This window comes from Muribaculum intestinale (genome assembly GCF_002201515.1).
In the GTDB taxonomy this organism is placed as follows: Bacteria; Bacteroidota; Bacteroidia; order Bacteroidales; family Muribaculaceae; genus Muribaculum; species Muribaculum intestinale.
This window is the reverse complement of record NZ_CP021421.1, coordinates 2,104,110-2,125,321: the sequence shown is the minus strand read 5'-3', so window position 1 is coordinate 2,125,321 and position 21,212 is coordinate 2,104,110. Positions and strand designations below refer to the sequence as shown.

The window sequence follows — 21,212 nt, the reverse complement described above, 5'->3', positions numbered from 1 at the left end:
TATATTGTATATTATTTGAATGTATCTGGAAGATCGTTTTCATAAAGCACGGTATCCCCACTGCGCGCAATCGAGGATAGCACATTCTGCGCCTGTGCGAAAGTGTCTACAGCATGTATCCTGTCGGCAGGCATGCCACCGTCACGCAGTCCGGCAAGGATAGCGTCGCGGTTGTATGCGCCCACTACCACCGCTACATCGGCCGAGCGTGCCATGTTGCGCCCGAACTCCTCGTTGGCCTCCCGCTGGCGGTCGCCGAGCTCTATCATGCCGGGAGTAATCACTATACGCTTTCCGCTATCCATAGCACGCAACACATCGAGAGCCATACGCGAGCCGTGGGGATTGGAGTTGAAAGCATCGTCGATAATGGTAATGCCACCGGGCGTATGCTTCATATTGAGGCGGTGCTCCACCTGCTCCACTCTGCTCACGGCAAACCGCACCTTATCTACAGGCATGCCAAGGCGCAAGGCGATGGCGATGGCAGGAATGAGATTGGATATATTGCACTCGCCTACCAGTCGCGTCTCAAACGGATACTCTGCGCCCTCGGGCGTATGTACCACAAATCGCGTGCCCTCCTTGCCGTATACGATATCAGTGGCGTAGTAATCCGCATCCTTGGCCTCTATGCCATAGCGCAGGGCTGTGGTATTGGTCACCTCGCGCGACGCGGCATACGGAAAGTCATTGTTCACGAGCACAAAGCCCCCGGCCGGTATGGCATCGGCAAGTTCAAACTTGGTGCGCTGCACATTCTCGATTGTCTTGAACGACTCGAGATGCTGCTCGCCCACAGCTGTGATTATGCCCATGTCAGGATGCACGAGATCACATATCTCCTTGATGTCGCCTATATTCTTGGCACCCATCTCGCATATGAATATCTCGGTATAAGGCTTCATCATCTCACGCACAGTGCGTATCACACCCATCGTGGTATTATAGCTCCCCGGGGTCATGAGCACATCCCACTGCTCCTGGAGTATACGGTTGAGATAATGCTTGGTCGAGGTCTTGCCATAACTGCCTGTTATGCCAATTACCTTCAGTCCGGGCATTGAGCGGAGTATGCGGGCGGCATCGTCGTAATATCCCTTGTTGATACGCGCCTCCACAGGCTTCAGCATCCATACCGCGGCCATTATTATTACATGGCTCAGCACGTAAAGCGCTACCGTCCACCTGGCCACGAACACCGGATTGCGCGACACAAACCATGCGGCCACACAGGTAGCGAGAGCCACACCGGCAGCTACCCCGTAGATACGTCGCGCACGTGGAGTCCACACCAGCGGCTTTTTGTACTTAGCCGTAGTGAGCCGCAGGATATTGTACATTGACAGCAGCAGCACGCACGTGCAGGCCGTCACCAGCCCGACAAACGGCAACTGTATGATGACAAACACCACAAGAGCCGCCATACGTAGCCATGAGGTCATATCGCCCGAAGAGCGCAGCCAGCGCATGTACCGCTCGTTGCGGTAGCTGTTCTGCTGCATCATCATCAGGTCGCGCTTCAGTTCAAGCAGGAAACTTGCCGCACCGGCTATACCGGCCACCGCAAGAAATATTATTATCAATGCATTGATACACATAGTGATTATTTTTTTCATTCACCTCCTGAAGTCAGGAAACTGCGCAACACCGCGGCAAACTGAGCCGGGCGATCAAGAAAGCTGTAATGTCCGGCTCCGGGAAAGCTCACCAGACCGGCGTCAGGTATATGCTGTTCCATATACCGGGCGTCGGATATGGGTGTCGCCGTATCATCCTCGCCCCACACGAGTAGCGTCGGACAGGCGATAGTCGGCATGCAGTGTTTCAGATCCTCGTTTACCACACGGCTCAATATGGCCCGCATCATCGGCGTGGCCTTGGCATAATCGGCCGACCCGGCCTTCGCGCGCCTTGCCGCCAGTATATCCTCGGCGGCGACTTTGCCGTGCAGCAGATAGAGCAGACGCTTCATAGCCTTGAAAGTATACACCTTGTAATAATATTTCCATGTACGGCGCGGCTTGATGCCCGCTGCATCGACCAGAATCAGGCGCTCCACCTCCGACGGATAGCGCGACGAATAAAGTATGCCGACACGCCCTCCGAAAGAATGGCCCAGCAAAGCGGGGCGCTCCAGCCCCTCGGCCTCGACCACTGTGCGCAGACATGCCGTATACTCTTCGACTCCCCACACCTGCGTCGGCTCGCCCGACTTGCCATGTCCGGGAAAATCGATATTGACCACCTTTCTGCCACAGGCCAAAGCGGTCTTTTCTATTGAGGCAAGAGTGGTGGTGTCGCAGCCCCAGCCGTGCATCAGCACCACCGACGGCCCATCTCCCTCTACGGTATATACCACCCGCACGCCATCATGTTCGATATGCTTTTCCATAATTGCTCTTTCTGAAACCGTCACATACCTTAATATCCCTACACAAAGTTCCAAGGAGGGGACAAAATCAATTTCATGTGGTTTCTATGTGCAAAGTTAACATTTCAATGTGGAATACACTCCGCTTTTACCTTCAAATTACGGAATATTCCCACTACCGCACAAGCAAGCCCGACCATTGCGTATGGCCGGGCCATAATAAGGTATACCGGCAGGAGGCCGCCGGAATGAAAAGCACGGATAGAACCTGGACTGACAGGCTTGCTATATAATATTATTACTTCTTGGAAGCCTCGAGAGAAGCCTTGCGGAACTCTTTCATGAGCTTTTCGAGCTCAAGAGATGCCTTGCGGGCACGTGCGCCGGCAGCCTTGTTGCCATTCTCTACCTGTGATTCCGCCTCTTTCTTGAAAGCCTCGTAGAGAGAGGCAGCCTTTTCTACTAATGTTTTCATTTTAAAAATTGGTGTAACTTTTTAATAAGGTTAATAATATCTTGTCACAAAACTAAGAAAAGATTTCTTAACAAGCAACATTTTACTATGGCATTATTTACAAAGTGGTTAAAAAACATAAAATTATGTCGCATTCTGCTCCATTTCCCTCCAAACGTCTCACCTGTCGGGGGACGGGGCGCTCTTCCCGAGCCCCTTGTAGGTAAATGTCAGCAAAGCCTGGTCGCGATGCTGCTCCTGGTCGCCCACATGCTCGCGCACCGAACGTCCGATACGATTTATCATATCCCTGGCCGATAGATTGGGATAGTTGGCCATTATTATCGTCACGGTATGATACAGCGTATAGTCGGTATAGGCGGCACCACCGGCATTGGTGGCAGTGATGATGCCGTCGGTAAAGAACACCATCCGCGAGCCGGGCTTCAGCACGAGCGACGCCTGGGCGCACTCTTCGAGCACATCAACTCCCAGCGGCAGTGACGACGAGCCGGGGAGAAACTCGGTCATGCCGTCGGGCTGCACCAGCAGCGGAGCGTTGTGCGAGGCATTGGCATAGGTGAGCTCGCCGCTGTAGAGGTCAAGGGCCCCCACAAATACAGTTATGCTCATATCCGACTCAGGGTTGTCGTGGAGTACATTGCTCATGGCTTTTATAGTCATTTCAGGCCCCTGCGCGGCCGATATCGACGAGCGGAACACCGAACGGGCAACAGTCATGAGCAACGAGGTCGAAACTGTGCCGGCACACGACACAGTGCCTATGCAGAAATAAAACTTTCCATCGGCGAGCATGAAGTCGTAGAAATCGCCGCCGATTGTACTCACCGGATTGAGCATCGCAAACACATCGATGCCCGCGCCGGCGGCCGAGGTCGGAAACGTGCGCGGCATCGTCTCCTTCTGTATCGCGTGGGCGATGTCGAGCTCGCTCTGTATGCGTGCCTGGGCGAGTGTCGACTGGCGCAGACTCGCCACATAGTCGGCAAGCGACTGCTGCATGTGGGCGAAAGCATCGACAAGAGTGCGCACGCTACCGTCGGGAGTGTCGCGCGGCAGACGCGCCGAGAAGTCGCCGCGGGCTATCTTGTAGGCCACTTTCGTAAGGTCCTCCAGTGGCCGCGTATTGCGTTTTATCACATAGCGCAGCACTATCAGCAGCCCCACGAGCCCCACCACAAGCACGGCGAGCATGTAGCCCGTGACCATACCAAGATGATTTACCACCTCGGAATAGGGACTGAACGTAGCTATCGCCCATCCCGTGCGAGGGATGGTAGTGTAGCTGACAAGCATATCCTTGCCGCGCAGAGTGCGGCGGTCATATCCGGCCAGACCGCTCAGCATGTCGCGTCCGAGCTGTCTCATCGGCTCGCTGTCGAGGGAGTCGGCATAGGAGAATATCGTCTGGTTGAGTATCACGCTGCGACGGGGATGCACGATAAATGTGCCGCGACGACTCACCACAAACGAAAAGCTGTCGTGGTACGGACGCAGATGGGCCACATCCTTCACAAGCTTCTCAAGCGACATGTCGGCCGTCATCACCCCTATCATATTGCCATATTTGTTGAAAAGTGGCAGCACATAGCTTATCATCATCACATCGCCGCCGCCGTCGTCATAGTACGGCTCCGACCATATGCCTTGGCGCGCCTCTTTGGCCGACTTGTACCATTCCATCTTGAAATAATCATAATCCTTGCCGCCGAGATACACACTCACCGGCTTGTTGCCGAGCGTCGTGGTGACGTAAGGCATGAAGTATTCCCCCTTCTTGGAATAATAGTACGGCTCGAAGCAGATACTCCCTCCGATTACAAGCGAGTCAGACAATGTCCATTCCTCCACGAGCGCCATCAGACTGTCGGGGGTAGAGAGTGTTTTTTCCACTATAGGCTCATAGCGCTTCACTACATTCTCCACCATAAGCAGACGCTCGTTTATGCTGTATACCATCTCGTTGAGCATAAATCCGGCATAGCGGCCGCCGGCCTCTTCCTCGCGTTGGCTACTATAGGTGTGGAATATGGCGGCTATGCCGCTGAATGTAATCAGAATCAGCAGTGTGGCCCATAGGTACAGGCGGGTGGAGAAACTAAGATTGAATTTTCGTTTCATAGCAAAATCCTTACATTATCAGGAGTGCGTCGGCTCAATATCCCCGGCGAGAGAGTCGGCGCAACGGTCGCCGTCGATGGCGGCCGACACTATACCGCCGGCATATCCGGCGCCTTCGCCGCAGGGGTAAAGTCCGCGCAGACGCACATGGCCGAGGCTCTGGGGGTCGCGGGGCACACGCACCGGCGACGACGTGCGTGTCTCACACCCTATCAGCACTGCCTCGTTGGTAAGAAAACCCGGCTGCTTGCGCCCGAACTCGGCGAATCCCTTCCTCAGGCGCCCCGCTATCTCCTTGGGCAGCAACCGGTCGATACGCGCCGCATGTATGCCGGGGGCATACGATGTAGGCGGCAGGTCGGCTGACAGACGTCCGGCCACGAAATCCGCCATACGCTGGGCGGGAGCGTTCTGCGAGCCGCCGTCCTCCTCAAAAAATACCTTCTCGATACGCTGCTGGTAGCGCATCATCTTCAGCGAGGAGGGAGCGCCCTCCTCCTCGGCCACATCTTCAGGCAGTATCTCTACCACCATACCAGAGTTGGCCCAGCGGGTGCCGCGCGACGAGGGCGACATGCCGTTGACCACAAGCTGGCCCGGCTCGCTCGCCGCAGGGATGATGAATCCACCGGGACACATGCAAAAAGAGTATACCGCACGCCCGTCGACACGGGTGAGCATCGAATACTCGGCGGCGGGGAGCCAGCGCCCGCGCCCCTGTGGGGAGTGGTACTGCAGTCGGTCGACAAACTGCTGAGGATGCTCCAGGCGCACACCGATGGCGAGCCCCTTGGCCTCAAGCTCGACGCCCGCGGCGGCAAGCGACTCATAGACATCGCGGGCCGAATGCCCCGTGGCGAGGATTACCGCACCGCGGTATATGTCGCCCGTGGCGGTGGCTACGCCGGTCACAGTGTCGCCATCAGTCAGCAGACGTTCCACGCGTGTGCCGAAAAGCACCCGTCCGCCACATCTCTCTATGGTGTGGCGCATCGCCTTTATCACCTCAGGGAGGCGGTCGGTGCCGATATGCGGATGGGCGTCGACGAGTATATCCTCGCTCGCTCCATGTTGCCACAGCACGGTGAGTATCTTGTCGACACTGCCGCGCTTTTTGCTGCGGGTGTACAGTTTGCCGTCGGAGTAAGCGCCCGCTCCTCCCTCGCCGAAGCAATAGTTGGAGTCGGGGTCGACAACCCCCTCGCGGGCTATGCGGGCCATATCGCGGCGCCGTGCATCCACATCCTTTCCGCGTTCGAGCACCACAGGCCTTATGCCAAGCTCAATGAGACGAAGAGCGGCAAACAGACCGGCCGGACCGGCGCCCACCACTATGGCCTCCCGGGCGTCAGGGCCTACCGGACGGTAGACTATCGGCTCGGCTATGGCGGTAGAGTCTGGGAGAGTGTCGAGATAGAGGCGCACGCGCACATTGACCACCACCTTGCGCTGGCGGGCGTCGATGCTGCGCCTCACTATTTTCAAGGCCTTCACCCTGTCGGCGTCCACTCCGGCCTCCCTGGCCGCCTCGGCCTTCAGCAGCGTGTTGGGCTGTCCGGCTACAGCGGGCGCGACACGCATATCAATATCCAGGTACATAGCTTATAATTCGTTATTGTTCGATTGGCTTCAGACCCTTGAATCTGACGTTAAGACGCTTTACCATCACTATAACGGTGACGAGCGCGAAGATAAACGCTATCAAGTCGGAGCCGCACATCGAGGCCCACACACCCTTGACTCCATAATAGCGCGGCAGTACTATCAGGAAGGGTATCAGAAACAGCAGCTGGCGCGTGAGCGACAGGAAGATGGATATCTTGGGCTTGCCTATCGACTGGAAGAAATTCTGTATCACTATCTGGGCGCCCACCACAGGGTAGAATATGAAGTATACCCTGAATCCCTCGCGGGCTATCGTGGTGAGGGTCTCGTCGGTGGTGAACAACCGGCTGATGGCGTCGGGAAACGACTCACACACGGCGAAGCCCACGAATGTAATGCCGACTCCAATCCATATACCTATATATAATGTGCGCTTCACACGGTCCCACTTGTGGGCGCCGTAGTTGAAGCCGAGTATGGGCTGCATACCCTGGGTCACACCGAACACTATCATCACGAAAAACATCGTGGTGCGGTTGATGATACCGTAGGCGCCGACGGCGAGGTTGGAGTTGCCGCCGCCGTAGTCGAGGAGGGCGCGGTTGATAAACACCACCACTATGCAGGCGCATACGCTCATCAGAAAGGGCGACAGCCCTATCGAGTAGATGCGGCGTATGATCGAGGGGTTGAACCACCGGTTGTCGCGACGGAAATGGATGAAACTTTTCTTCGACATGAAGTGGCACAGCACCCATATGAACGAGGCTGTCTGGCCGCACACCGTGGCCCAGGCGGCTCCTGATATGCCCCAGTCAAACACAAATATAAATGTAGGGGCAAGCACCAGATTGACGGCCACCGACAGCAGGGCCGACACCATGGCCTTCTTGGGATACCCGGTGGCGCGCATCAGGTTGTTGAGCCCGATAAACACATAGCTGACAGGGGTGCCGTAAAGGATGATGCGCATAAACTCGCGCGCATAGTCGATAGTCTCGGGGGTAGCGCCGAAAAAGAGCAGTATAGGATCGAGAAACAGCAGGGTGACACCTCCGAACAGTACGGAGTGTATCAGACAGAGCACCATCACGTTGTTGACACAGTCGGTGGCGCGGCTCTCGTTTTTCTGCCCGATGAATATCGAGCTGATGGTAGCGCCCCCGACCGCTATCAGCGTACAGAAGGCCACCACGAGGTTCATAAGGGGGAAGGTGATTGCCAGGCCGGCTATGGCCATGGGCCCTACACCCTGCCCGATGAATATGCTGTCAATGATATTGTAGAGCGACACCGCTACGCTCGCTATGATTGCCGGCACGGAGTACTGTACCAGCAGCTGGCTGATCGATTTGGTGCCGAGTGTGAGCGGTGTGTCGCCACCCTTCGCCACGCTCTGTGAGGATATCTTGCTATTGTTGTTTTCGTCGCCCATGTCTAAGAAACCCTAAGAGCTTGTTTAATAATAAATATTACCGTCAGGTCGGTCAGTCGTAGGGCAGGTTTTCGCTTGTGATGAGGGAGTTATGGGGTTACATAACGACCGAAGAGCGGGCGGAAATATGCCGGCGAATGGCCGAAGGGAGGTAATTTGTTTCATATCTTTGATATATCTTTTTGTATTTGCATTACAAGCAGGCAAGAGATTGTAGTAGGTATAAAGTTACCTTTTGTCTCATATATCCTGGCAGCAACATTTATTATTAGACAATCTCTAAATTGTAATTCCATACAAAGTTACATATAAATCGCCGATATGGTTCACCTAAATTTTATTTATTTATCAAACTTTTAGTGAACATTTGATTAGCGGGTGTGTTATGTACACTGAGTATTATTCAACAAAATATTTGTTCATTAAACAAATTTTGCCTAATTTTGCCGAATAGTTTTCATCACAGCATGCTAAAATCATGCGGCTCATTGCTTGCGTCTACAGTCGACAGAGGGCTTATATCCAGCACAAAGCAGCTGGGCGCAGGGCTTGCGTATGAATGGATGCATACATAAATCTTATCAAAATTTTGAAACACTTGACATACTAATCAGCAAACATACACTTCACTTATTTAACATATCAGACCAAATTTTACCAAAATCAATATTCACTTTCAAGATGAAGAAAATCATTAGCGGAATGCTCATCTGCGCCTCTTTGGCTGGCGCCATGGGCTCTTTCACATCCTGCAAGGACACTGACGATGACCAGTATGCCGTATTGCAGCGTGAAGACTTTAGACTGATGCAGCTTATCCAGCAGCTCCAGGGCGATCTCGAAGCTGCAAAACAGCAGTTGCAGCAAGAGCTGAACAAAGCAATCAACGACCTCAGAACAGAGATTGCCAACGGCTACGTTACAAAGACTGAGTTTGAAGCTCTCGAACAGCGAGTTACGACTCTTGAGCAGCAGATTGCTAACATCGAACAGTGCGGATGCGACCTTGCTGATTTGGAAAACAAAATCAAAACCTGGGTAGGTCAACAAGGTTATCTGACTGCCGACGACCTCAACGGATATCTTAAAGAAGCCAATCTCGACCAGACTATCGCCACTCTTATTGCCGATAGAACCTCGCAGACATATCAGGCTCTCGTAGCTGCAGGTCTCGGCCAGGGCGGCACATCATACGATGACTCCACAATCAAGGCGCAGCTTAAAGCCGCTCTCGAGTCGCTCGGTTGCACTGTGAACGAAGACGGCTCAATCACATATCCCGAATGGGCTCAGACACCCCAGGATATCGCCGACGCACTCACTGCCGCACATTGGGTAGACCTTAACAAGCAGGCTCTTGATAAACTCCTTCAGGATTACGGTAACCTCGACCCCAGTACTCTCCTGACTAAAGATGATGCCGCCCAGACATATCTCACCCAGGCCGACTTTGAGGCATTCAAGAATTCGCTGAAGGATGACCTCGCCGAATTCGTTAAAATCTACAACGAAGTGGCAGGTCCCCTCGACATGAAAGCTGACTTCGCGAATCTCAACGAACTCCTCGCCGACTGGATTCAGTGGCGCTCCGATATCGCCGGTAAGGTTGCAGCCAACGAGACGGCCATCAAGGCTCTTCAGGAAAAATACAACCTCGTGGGCGAGCGTCTCGACGCCATGATTACAAGCATCGTGGCTGAAGGCACATGGAACCCCGTATTCGGCACATTCGCAGCTCCCGTGGGCGTGGCATCCAACGTGCTTATGACTTACTGCGGCGACATGGGTTCTGTACAGTTCCCCTACGACGGCTCTATGTATGAGTTTGACGGCGAGCAGATACTCACCACTAAGGATATGCAGATGCTCGGCGTTACTCCCAAGCAGTATAGCGGAGTTGTGCTTCAGGGCGACGAAAACAACTATGTGGGCAACGCCGGTACTCTCTATATGACCGTCAACCCCGGCAACGCCGACATGACAGGAAAGACCTTCACCCTCGTCAACAGCCAGAACCAGCAGACAGGCATGACCCTCGCCACTCCCGTGAAGAGCGACAAGGTGCTCACATTCGGCTACAACCACGGTCGTGCTACTCAGGACGTCTCTCTCTACGAGGCTGAGGCTACCCTCCTCCCCGCTGATATCGAAGGCTGCCGCATCACTATCGAGGAAGGCCTGAAATCAGCCGCCAAGGACTTCTACAACAACCGAGACAAGAACTCGCTCGTAAGCCTCATGAAGGCTGTATACGACCAGCTCAACGGCATCCTTCCCCGTATGGCAGTGAGGGCTGAATGGCAGTACAACACCTCGAAGTGGAACGACGTTACCTCTACTTGGGTTGACGCTACCGAAACCGGCATCGTACGCTCGGGCCTCGACATCGCAGCCACTACCTTCAAGCCCCTTTCTTACAAGTCGCTCGAAGGCAAGAAGTTCAACCGTAAGCTCCCCATCCTCGACGAAATCAGCATCGACTGGGACAAGCTCATCCCCGAAATCGAGAAGATTAAAATTGATCCTATCAATCTCGAGGATAAAGAATTCAACTTTACACTCTCCGGCGTCAATTTTGACAATATCGATACTAAACTTGAGGTGACAGTAACCGGTAAAGACAGTAACGGTAACGAAATCACACTGACCGGTGACGTATTACTTGATGACTTTGTCGAGAAGATGAAGGAAGACTTCAATACGGCCATGTCAAACTCAAGCGCAAATATTACCAAAGAGTTTGAGAGAATCATGAAGGAACTTCAGGACGAAATCAACGGTATGCTCACCAATGTTGAGGACCAGATCAACCAAACCATGAAGGATCTCATGAACCAGATCAAGAACAACATCGAGGGCGAGACAGGCAAGTACTTCGACAAGGTGAACAGCCTCATCAACAAGTACAACTCTATCGCCAACCGCATCAACGCCCTTCTGGAGAACCCCAGCCACTACATGCAGGTGACCATGCTCTACGGCAACAGCCAGGGTGGTATAAGCCTCCTCTCTACCAACGAGACCGCTCCCAGCAAGTTCAAGGGCACAGGTGCTATCATGTTCTACCCCACTACCTACAACCTCGAAATCGTATCTCCCGCCTTCAAGAAATTCGTAGGTATCTGCAACGCCGTCAACGTAGCTACCGGCAAGAGCGCCCAGGATGGCGACGCCGCTGCCAAGGCTGCTCTCGACAAGGCCAACAAGGGTACACTCTTCAATGAAGTAATCGACGGCCGCAACCTCCGCGTGGCTACCGGCGACCTCACTCCGGGCTTCATCTACGAGGTGGCTTACTCCGCTCTCGACTACCGCGGATTCACCTCTACCAACAAGTACTATTTCCAAGTTAACAACTAACACCAACTCCTGACCTATACACGCCATGCTGCCGGGGGACAATCCCCCGGCAGAGGCTGTAAAATCAGGCAAATCAAGGCTTAAATATGAAATTCAAGAAGATATTTCTCACAGCTACCCTTGCCGCAGTAGCCATGGGCATGTCAGCCCAGGAAACGGTAATGGTCGAGGAGTCGGAGACCGTATATCGTCCCAACTGGTACGTACAGGGACAGTTCGGCTTCCAGGAAACTCTCGGCGAGACCTCGTTTGGCAAGTTGATGGCTCCCAACGCACAAATTGCCGTGGGCTACAACTTCAATCAGGTGGTAGGTCTGCGTCTTGCAGCCAATTCCTGGCGCTCTAAAGCGGCCCTCAGCCTCGACGAGCACTACTACTGGAAGTGGAACTACATCGCCCCGATGCTCGACGTGACATTCGACATCACCAACCTCATCGGCGGCTTTAACCCCGACCGTCTCGTGAGCTTCGGCGTATTCGCCGGTGTAGGCGCCAATATCGCCTGGGACAACGGCGAGGCTGTGAAGATCAACGATATGCTCAAGCCCACTATCGGCGGCGAGAACGTTCTCCGCAACATCTGGGACGGCACCAAGGTACGCATGGCAGGCCGTATGGGCATCAACCTCGACTTCAACGTGGCCAAGAACGTACAGTTCGGCTTCGAGGCTCAGGCCAACTTCCTCAACGACGACTATAACTCCAAGCTCGCCCACAACGCCGACTGGTATTTCAACTTCCTCGCCGGCGTGAAGTACACCTTCGGCGGCAACTCCAAGAAGTCGACCAAGATGGTGGCCGCTCCTGTGGTTCCCTGCGAGCCCCAGATTATAGAGAAGATTGTAGAAAAGGTAGTGGAAGTACCCGTGGCAGCTCCCGCACAGGAGCAGGCCAAGGCTGAGCCCCTGCGCCGCGACGTGCTCTTCGCAATCAACCGTTCTACCATTGCCAACGACCAGCAGTACAAGGTGAAAGAGGTAATCGAATACCTCAAGGCCAATCCTGCAGCAAAGGTTGTTGTCACCGGATATGCCGACAAGGGCACAGGCTCTCGCGCTATCAACCTCCGTCTGGCCGACCAGCGCTCGAAGGTTGTGGCCAAAGCCATCATCGCCGGCGGTATCGCCGCTGACCGCGTGGTGACAAAGAGCATGGGCGACGACATGTACCAGCCCTACATCGACCCGATTCAGAACCGCGTGGCTATCTGCGTGGCCGAATAATCAAGAAACCGCTAATTCTCTGATAAAAGTGGCTGTGACAAATTTTATTTCGTCACAGCCACTTTCCTATATACACACCTTTATTATATACACATATTATATACACACGCACGCTTTTCCCGAACCGACACACACGGGAAGGCTACGGCCGGCAAAACCGTTAAAAATTGAAATACAAGCGATTTATTAACAGCACGATGTAATGTAATTGCAAAATAAATCGTAACTTTGCCGAACGTTTTCCAATACAACTTCTAACCGATCTGGATTGAACATATGAATAAGTTTTTACCTGTATTGTTATTGTCTGTGATATCTTTGCCGGCTGCTGCAGCGCTGCCCCCGACCGGCTACTATCGAGTACAGAATCAGACCACAAAACGCTACACATACGTAAGGGACAACAAGGGACGCATTGACGTGGGAGCCACTACAGCCGACTACGACGCGATATGGCTCATCAAGGATGACGAACGTCCGCACTACGACCCCTCAGGCATAATCCGCCTCATACAGAAAGGCGGCTCAAGATATGATATCGAGGCCCAGGGCACATCGGTATACGATCTTATAGAAATGCTTCCGAGTATCTATGATGTAAACGGTCAGCACTACCGCATCGGCGGCACCTCCAACGGTATGACAAAATATCTATGCGACGGCGAGGCCAACCTCGAAAAGGAACTGAGCTTCCCGCGCGACGCCGGAGGCACTGCCGCACAGAACCGACAGAGATGGGACATATTCCCGGTAGATGACATGTATTTTGGCATCAAACCCGAAGTGACATCCGAAGGGAAGGGATATGCCACATTCTTTGCCGACTTCCCCTACACCACACAGTCGGAAGGGATGAAGATGTATACCGTGGTTAAGACCGGCAACGGCATGGCCGCGCTCCGTGAGGCGACCGGCGTGATACCCGAAGGCACTCCCATGCTGATGGAATGCACCGGAGCCACTCCGTCCGACAACCGTCTGACAATCGGCGGCACCGCCTCGGCCGATGTCGACGGCAATCTCCTCACCGGAGTATATTTCAACAATACACACAGCACCCGCCACTGGAACGTGGTGGAATACGATGCCGCCACAATGCGTGTGCTCGGACTGGACGCCTCGGGCAAACCGGCATTCATCACCGCCGGCTCCGATCTGAAATATATTCCCGCCAATACCGCATACATCAAAGTATCGGCCGACGCCGATGCAGAGCTGCGCCTGGTAAGCGAGGAAGAGTTTGACAGCAGTTCGGCAATCGACGGCATAGCCGCCGACGACAATGCGGTATCAATCGACATAAACGGTCTCGACATCACAGTCACAGCGTCGGCAACAAGCGCGCCTGCCGCCGTAGAAATCATCAGCCTCGCCGGCAACACAGTGGCAAAGACTGTGCTCCAGCCTTCGGAATCGGCCACATTCACCCTCCCCTCCCACGGACTGTATATACTCCGCACTCCGGGAGCCGCCCGCAAATTTCATCTCTAATCCTCGGCCAACCGACTACAGATGCAGGTAATAACACTATCCCCGCCCCTTCTTGACCGGGCATGCGAAAGCATGTCGGAGATGGTCATGGACATGCTTGCCTCTGCACCGGATATCGTGGTCGGCATACAGTCGGGAGGAGCGCCGATAGCCGAATCGATAGCCGCAAGAATCGGCATAGCCAACATAGCCTATGCGAGCGCCACGCGCCCCGGAAGCACGGTGCGCTCGCTGATGGCCCCGCTGCTGAAGCGACTGCCACGCGGTGTCAACAATGTGCTCCGAAGCGCCGAGAGCCGACTGTTACGCCACAATCCCGGAGGCGACCGTAAAGTCGCATTCTCGATATCGGGCGAGATGGTGGCCATGATAGCCATGGCAAAGGCTCCCGTGCTGCTCGTGGTCGACGATGCTGTCGATTCGGGGAAGACTTTGTCGGAAGTGGTGACCCGCCTCAAAAGCATGTATCCCCACGCGCGTGTGGTGACAGCCGCGGTTGCCGTCACTACCCCCGACCCGATATTCCGGCCCGACATCAGCCTGTATGCCGACACTTTGGTAAGATTTCCATGGTCGGCCGACTATAGCAGCCCGGCGGAAGCCGACTGACACCGCGCCGACTATAGCCCGACAGCTACATATCTACTACACTTCTCCCCTCACACCGGCAATCCGTAAAAAAATATCCATCCGCATTCTATGACCCGCAAAGCTATTGCTGTAGATCTCGACGGAACACTATGCCTCAGGAATACGTTCAACATATTCCTGAGGCAACTTGTATATGCGCATCGCTTCCGGCTGCTCCGGCTGGCGGAACTGTGCGCATGGATAGGCGCGCGCCGGCTTCGTCTCATAAGTCATGCGCGCATGAAGCGACACATCCTCGGGCGATTCTGTCCGCCGTCGCCGGCACTGGTCGACTCGGTAGTCGACACGGTATGGCGCCACGCCAATCCGGAAGTGACAGCACTCGTGGACAGATGCCGGCGCGAGGGATATGCCACCATACTCGCCACGGCCGCTCCCGAGGCGTATGCGTCAGCGATAGCGCGCCGGTTCGGACTTGAATACTGCATAGCCACGCCGCAGCCCGACAGTGGGAAAGCATGGGGAGAGGCACGCGGATGCGCCAAGCGCGACGCAGTAGTGCGACTGGCCGAGGAGAAGTCGCTTGTCCTTGACATTGCCGTAAGTGACCATGCCGATGACATGCCCCTGCTTGAGGCCGCCGCTACGGCGATATTGGTAGAACTGCCGGTAGGAAATCTGCGACGGATTTAATATCTTTGCAGATGAATGCCCACGCCATGCGATGTGGCCCGAGCCATGGTCATGTATAGTTGGGAAATAACAATTCTCTATGGAAGATATAGTGAAGCTGCTGCCCGACTCGGTGGCAAACCAGATTGCGGCCGGAGAGGTAATCCAGAGGCCCGCCGCCGTGGTAAAGGAACTGGTGGAAAATGCCGTCGACGCCGGAGCGACAATAATCAAGATAAACATAAAGGACGCCGGACGCACCCTCATCCAGGTAATCGACAACGGATGCGGCATGTCGCCTATGGATGCCCGCATGGCCTTTGAGCGCCATGCCACATCGAAGATAGGCAATGCCGACGACCTTTTCGCATTGCACACGATGGGATTTCGCGGCGAGGCGCTTGCCTCGATATGCGCGGTAGCCGAGGTGGAGCTTAAGACAATGCGCCGCTCCGACCAGATAGGCACACGCATAGTAATCAGCGGCAGCAAGGTGGAGCTACAGGAGCCGGCAGTGACAGCTCCCGGCTCGACGATGACGGTAAAGAGACTGTTCTTCAATACGCCGGCCCGACGCAAATTCCTGAAAAGCGACCATGTGGAGATGTCCAACATCCTGCGTGAGTTCGAGCGCCTGGCGCTGGTCAATCCCAGTATCGAACTTGAGCTCAGCCACAATGACGTAATCGTGCACCAGTTGCTCAAATCGACATTCAAACAGCGCATCATCGACCTCTTCGGCAAATCGCTCGACAGACAGCTCGTACCGGTAGTGTCGGATACGTCGCTTGTAAAGATAAACGGGTTTGTGTCGCGCCCCGAAAACGCCCGACGCCGCGGCGCACTGCAATATTTCATGGTCAACGGTCGCAACATGCGCCATCCATACTTCCACAAGGCGGTGATGCAATGCTACGAGCAGCTTATCCCCGCCGACGAGCAGCCACAATACTTCATAAGTCTTGAGGTCGCCCCCGAGACGATAGATGTAAACATCCATCCGACGAAAAACGAAATAAAGTTTGAAAACGAGCAGCCGATATGGCAGATACTGACAGCTACCATCAGGGAGGGGCTGGGAAAGTTCAACGCCGTGCCGTCGATTGACTTCGACCAGACCAACGCGCCGGAGATACCGGTGTTTGACCCGAATGCCAACGGTGCCCACGGACTCGACCTCGACCCCGACTACAATCCCTTTGCCGGCAGTATTCCCCCGTCGGGAATGACCGATGCACAGGGAGGCACACCACTATCGGCTACTCCATCAGCAGCCGACTGGGAGAAACTGTATGCCGACTTCACAGCTCCCGGAAACGGAGCGGACACACACTACCGTGCGTCATCATCCGGCAACGGGAGAGTGGCCAGCAAGGGCTTCAACAGCATGAGGGACTTCGATATGCCGTCGCTGCAGGAGGGCCCGGACATGAAACTGCATGCAAGCGCGTTCAATGACCTGGGAGCCTCTCTGCCATCCTCAAGCAATGCCGACAAAGTGGCATCGATATTCAACAGCATGCGCCTTGAGGAAGCGTCGCAGCCAATCGACGAGGTTGCGGCAATCACGGCGTTGCAGATCAAGGGACGGTATATACTGACTCCATCCCACGACGGAGTGCTCGTAATCGACCAGCACCGCGCTCATGTGCGCATACTTTTTGACAGATATATGGAGCTTGCGGCCATGCAGGCATTCACATCTCAGCGGGTAATGTTTCCTGAAGTCATCGACATGTCGGCCTCCGACAGCGCTGTGCTTGAGGAAATCTGCGATGAACTCGCCACACTCGGATTTGACATGGCGTTTCTGGGCGGAAGTTCATGGAGTGTAAACGGACTCCCCTCGGTAATCGGCGACGCCAACCCGCGCAGTGTAGTAGAGCAACTCATAGCCACAGCTTCGGAGACAGGCAACGGCCTCGGCGACGACATGCGGAGCCGCATAGCCCTGTCAATGGCCCGCTCGGCGGCAATACGCCCCGGCCAAACGCTCACATCGTCGGAAATCGACCACCTGCTCAGCGACCTCTTCAAACTGCAATCACCGGCATATACACCCGACGGCAAGCGTGTGCTCGCCTCGCTCACTCTCGATGACATAGGCGCCATGCTGTAGCCCATGTCGGGCGAACACATACAAGTCGGCGCCACCGGAATTTTCCGATGACGCCGACTGTTGTATCAAGACCTCACGAGGGAGGTGTTACCGCATTATCAGCTCTCTGGATTAAAGATATGGCGCAGACGCGAGAAGATACGCTTCTTTATCGAGTCGGTAGCCTGCACGTTGGGCTGCCCCTGGAGGCTCTCTATAGCCTTGCGCTCGGTGTCGTTGAGCTCTTCGGGTATATATACCATTATGTTGATTAGCTCGTCGCCGCTGCCGTATCCTTCAGGCGAAGGGAGTCCCTTGCCGCGCAGACGCAATACCTTGCCCGGCTGCGTTCCGGCGGGAATCTTTACCCTGGCCTTGCCTGTGATGGTGGGCACCTCGACAGAGCCGCCGAGAGTGGCGGTAGGGATGTCGAGCATAAGATTGTACACAACATCGTTGCCGTCGCGTATCAGTTCAGGGTCGGGAATCTCCTCGATTACCACGAGCAAATCGCCGTTGACACCGCCATGGCGGGCGGCATTTCCTTTCCCCTTAAGCTGGAGAGTCATGCCGTCGCTTACACCGGCAGGGATGGTGAATTCCACCACTTCCTCCTGGCGTACGATGCCCTCGCCGTTGCAATACTGACATTTCTGGGTGATGGTCTTCCCCTCACCCTGACAGTCGGGACATGTCGAGGTAGACTGCATCGGACCGAGGAATGTCTGCTGCACATGCTCAATGACACCCGAACCATGACAGCGCTGGCATGTCTGGAACGCAGTGCCGTCCTTGGCTCCTGTGCCGTTGCAATGCTGACACTGCACGAAACGAGGAATCTTCAGTTTCTTTGTCACACCTGTGGCCAGTTCGCTCAGAGTAAGTTTTACCTTTATGCGGAGGTCGCTACCCTTAGGCTGACGGCGACGACGCGGCGCGCCGCCCGCTGCAGAGCCGAAACCACCGAATCCGCCATAGCTTCCGCCGCCGAATATATCGCCGAAATGAGCGAAAATATCCTCCATCGACATTCCGCCGGCGTGGAAACCACCTCCCCCGCCACCAAATCCGGTCGGACCCATGGACGGCCCCCACTGGTCGTATTTGGCTCGCTTGTCGGGATCTGAAAGAACATCGTATGCCTCGGCTGCCTCCTTGAATTTCTCCTCGGCTGCTTTGTCACCGGGATTCTTATCGGGATGGTATTTCAGGGCCAGCTTTCGGTAAGCCTTCTTCAACTGCTCGGGAGTAGCGTTTTTCTCAACCCCGAGCACTTCGTAATAGTCGCGTTTATTGTCCATAACGGCAGCTGTTTATATATTACTGGCCTACCACCACCTTAGCGTGGCGAAGCACCTTGTCGTGAAGTGTATAACCTTTCTGAACAGTGTCAATCACCTTGCCCTTCTGACTCTCGTCGGGAGCAGGGAACATAGTGACCGCTTCATGCAGTTCGGTGTCGAAATCGACACCAGGTGCGGAATCTATGGGCTTTACGCCGTTCTGTTCAAGATATTTTACGAACTTGTTGTAAATCAGCTCAACGCCCTCGCGTATCGACGCTGCATCGTCGCTCGACTTAATGGCCTCAAGCGAGCGCTCGAAATCGTCGACTACAGGAAGCAGACCCTTCAGAGCATTTTCGCCGCCATTCTTTATCAGCTCGCTCTTCTCCTTGAGTGTGCGCTTGCGGAAGTTGTCAAACTCTGCCATAAGGAACAGATACTCCTTCTTCTCCTTTTCAAGCTGCGCCCGAGTCTGGTCAAGCTCCTGCTGAAGAGCGTCAACCTTGTTCATCTCCTCATCGGCAATATCCTTTGCGGCCTCGGCCTCCTGCTGCTCGACAAACTCATTATCAATATCATTGACCGAGATTTCGTTGTCAGCTACATGCTGAGGTTCAGTTACATTGTCGTGATTCTTATTCTTGTCCATATATTTAGTCTTTTTTCTTTTCATCGTATATCATATTTATCACTGCAAAAACAATGCCGTATTTCTATTTATTCCTAAATATATAAACGTCATCGCAGTGATAACGTTCATTCACACGTGGTTGGTCGATACAAAGAAATCAAGCTCGGGGAATCTCTCTGCAGCCACAAGTGACAACTTGGCACTGTCAGCACCGGGGAATATGCCGAACACCGACGACCCCGAGCCAGACATCGAGGCGTATGCCGCACCCATGTCAAGCAACTCTTCCTTAAGAGCGGCAATCTCGGGATGAAGAGGGAACACACTATCCTCAAACTGATTGACCAGCCGTCCCTGCCACTCTTCGACAGGTGACGACAGGAGCGCGGAGAGGTCGATATCGGGAGTGCGGGGTGTGACACGCGAATATGCATCGCGTGTAGGCACATGCACCTTTGGCTTTACGATAAGCACCGGCACTCCGTCGAGATTCACCTCGCACGGAGTGAACACGTCACCGATACCGGTAGCCACCATCGGCCGGTCGTAGATGAAAAACGGACAGTCGGCACCTATCTCCGATGCTATTCCGGCCATCTGCGCCGTAGACATACCGAGACCGAAAAGATTGTTAAGCCCGAATATCGTAAACGCTGCGTCGGAACTGCCCCCGCCAAGCCCGGCACCATCAGGAATCACCTTATGCAGATATATGTCGACCGGCGGCAACGGCATCCTCTCCGCAACCGCACGATAAGCGCGCATAATCAGATTTTCCTCCGGCGCGCACTCCACGCTTCGGCCTGTGACTGTAAGAGTAGTCTCACTACCCTTTGCGGGCACGATTTCAAGTATGTCGCGCCATCCTACAGGATAGAACGCAGTAAGCAGGTTGTGGTATCCGTCGGGACGCTTTGCAGTAATATATAAGCCTAAATTAATCTTTGCGTTGGGGAAAAGTATCATATTGTAATTTTATTTGTCATAGGAACGGAGCCACAGCCTTGCGCTCAAGCATTACGTCACATCCGGGAAATCCTTGACGGATGAGCCTGTTGACGCGAGCCGTATCGGCCAAAGCCGTAGTCAAGGGAAACGGAAGCCGCACCAGGTCGGTAACTATCGCTCCAGGAATAACCATTTGTCGCAGATGTCTCAACGAGGGGGCCACAGGCAATGTACTATATTCGTCGTAGGTATATCGGGTAAATGCTGAATTTATACCCACGCCGTGGCGATCAAGCAGATATCCTTCCGCAAGCTCGACAGGAGCCACATCAGGATGTATGTCGGACGGTGCCGGAAACGAAACAATCTCCTTGCGGTTAGCGCTCATTATTATCGGCACATTTTCGTAAAACGGACCATTCGTTCGGTAGACCACCGCTTTCGGAATCATCGAGCTATGTCCCACAACCATACTCTCAGGCCGCGCGCTTACGACAGCATTCTCCGCCGTGACACCATTATCTTTCTGAGTGTGACACGCCGCAACAGCCATGACAAGAATTCCGACTGCAAATATCGCTATCTTTTTCATTTTCCTACAGTTCTTGAAAGAGATATCACCTCTCCGGGAAATACAAAATTAAGTAAAAAAGCATTAACAGGGTGCAGAAACCGGAATAATTTATATTCGTCATAGGAATATACGCTTTATTTGCAACGCATTACACCTATAAATCAAATAATCAAAAAACGCCGGAACAAGCCCTGCCGTATACTATGAATAACCCCTCATGCCGAGCGTTGGTTCAATTATCGCAAATCAGTATTATCCAATTCACTCTACAGCTTGCATAATATGATAGTTTTGCATATCTTTGTGATTATCACGACAATTATCATCA

At 54.0% G+C, this 21,212-nt stretch carries 16 protein-coding genes; 6 read left to right on the top strand and 10 right to left on the bottom strand.

The window, feature by feature from the left end; translation table 11 throughout:
• Positions 1-11 precede the first annotated feature (11 nt).
• From ADH68_RS08530 to ADH68_RS08505, 6 genes are all read right to left on the bottom strand, one after another.
• Positions 12-1,619: a UDP-N-acetylmuramoyl-tripeptide--D-alanyl-D-alanine ligase gene (locus tag ADH68_RS08530; protein ID WP_084274072.1), complete on the bottom strand. Its 1,608-nt coding sequence runs from the start codon at positions 1,617-1,619 to the stop codon at positions 12-14.
• Positions 1,616-2,395: an alpha/beta fold hydrolase gene (locus tag ADH68_RS08525; protein ID WP_068961180.1), complete on the bottom strand. Its 780-nt coding sequence runs from the start codon at positions 2,393-2,395 to the stop codon at positions 1,616-1,618. The genes ADH68_RS08530 and ADH68_RS08525 overlap by 4 nt, the downstream gene beginning before the upstream one ends.
• Before the next feature lie 277 nt (positions 2,396-2,672).
• Positions 2,673-2,849 carry a histone H1 gene (locus tag ADH68_RS08520; protein ID WP_068961181.1) on the bottom strand — a complete coding sequence of 59 codons (177 nt, stop codon included), beginning with the start codon at positions 2,847-2,849 and terminating at the stop codon, positions 2,673-2,675.
• Positions 2,850-3,008: 159 nt separating this feature from the next.
• Positions 3,009-4,970 (bottom strand): SpoIIE family protein phosphatase, encoded by a 1,962-nt coding sequence (locus ADH68_RS08515; RefSeq protein WP_068961182.1) that lies wholly within the window; start codon positions 4,968-4,970, stop codon positions 3,009-3,011.
• A gap of 18 nt (positions 4,971-4,988) precedes the next feature.
• Positions 4,989-6,569, bottom strand: a complete 1,581-nt coding sequence (locus ADH68_RS08510) for an NAD(P)/FAD-dependent oxidoreductase (protein ID WP_068961183.1) — start codon at positions 6,567-6,569, stop codon at positions 4,989-4,991.
• A gap of 13 nt (positions 6,570-6,582) precedes the next feature.
• Positions 6,583-8,010, bottom strand: coding sequence for an MATE family efflux transporter (locus tag ADH68_RS08505; protein ID WP_370015232.1), 1,428 nt, complete (start codon positions 8,008-8,010; stop codon positions 6,583-6,585).
• Positions 8,011-8,691: 681 nt separating this feature from the next.
• Between ADH68_RS08505 and ADH68_RS08500 the strand changes: the two genes are divergently transcribed.
• From ADH68_RS08500 to mutL, 6 genes are all read left to right on the top strand, one after another.
• Entirely contained in the window at positions 8,692-11,370 is a 2,679-nt protein-coding gene (locus tag ADH68_RS08500) for an AAA family ATPase (protein ID WP_068961184.1), read from the top strand.
• A gap of 86 nt (positions 11,371-11,456) precedes the next feature.
• A complete protein-coding gene (locus ADH68_RS08495; protein ID WP_068961185.1) occupies positions 11,457-12,593 on the top strand; it encodes an OmpA family protein in 1,137 nt (378 codons plus the stop codon).
• Between the two features lie 276 nt (positions 12,594-12,869).
• Positions 12,870-14,084, top strand: a complete 1,215-nt coding sequence (locus ADH68_RS08490) for a hypothetical protein (protein ID WP_128712315.1) — start codon at positions 12,870-12,872, stop codon at positions 14,082-14,084.
• 21 nt (positions 14,085-14,105) lie between these two features.
• Positions 14,106-14,693, top strand: a complete 588-nt coding sequence (locus ADH68_RS08485; protein ID WP_068961187.1) for a phosphoribosyltransferase — start codon at positions 14,106-14,108, stop codon at positions 14,691-14,693.
• A gap of 90 nt (positions 14,694-14,783) precedes the next feature.
• Positions 14,784-15,368 (top strand): HAD family hydrolase, encoded by a 585-nt coding sequence (locus ADH68_RS08480; RefSeq protein ID WP_068961188.1) that lies wholly within the window; start codon positions 14,784-14,786, stop codon positions 15,366-15,368.
• Positions 15,369-15,447: 79 nt separating this feature from the next.
• A complete protein-coding gene (gene mutL, locus ADH68_RS08475; RefSeq protein ID WP_068961189.1) occupies positions 15,448-17,466 on the top strand; it encodes a DNA mismatch repair endonuclease MutL in 2,019 nt (672 codons plus the stop codon).
• Between the two features lie 98 nt (positions 17,467-17,564).
• On the opposite strand, the gene dnaJ is transcribed toward mutL, so the two are convergent.
• From dnaJ to ADH68_RS08455, 4 genes are all read right to left on the bottom strand, one after another.
• Complete coding sequence (gene dnaJ / locus ADH68_RS08470) at positions 17,565-18,746, bottom strand: molecular chaperone DnaJ (RefSeq protein WP_068961190.1); 1,182 nt, start codon at positions 18,744-18,746, stop codon at positions 17,565-17,567.
• Between the two features lie 19 nt (positions 18,747-18,765).
• Entirely contained in the window at positions 18,766-19,380 is a 615-nt protein-coding gene (locus tag ADH68_RS08465) for a nucleotide exchange factor GrpE (RefSeq protein ID WP_084274228.1), read from the bottom strand.
• Between the two features lie 111 nt (positions 19,381-19,491).
• Positions 19,492-20,328, bottom strand: a complete 837-nt coding sequence (gene ispE / locus ADH68_RS08460; protein ID WP_068961191.1) for a 4-(cytidine 5'-diphospho)-2-C-methyl-D-erythritol kinase — start codon at positions 20,326-20,328, stop codon at positions 19,492-19,494.
• Positions 20,329-20,344: 16 nt separating this feature from the next.
• Positions 20,345-20,902, bottom strand: a complete 558-nt coding sequence (locus tag ADH68_RS08455; protein WP_068961192.1) for a hypothetical protein — start codon at positions 20,900-20,902, stop codon at positions 20,345-20,347.
• Positions 20,903-21,212 lie beyond the last annotated feature (310 nt).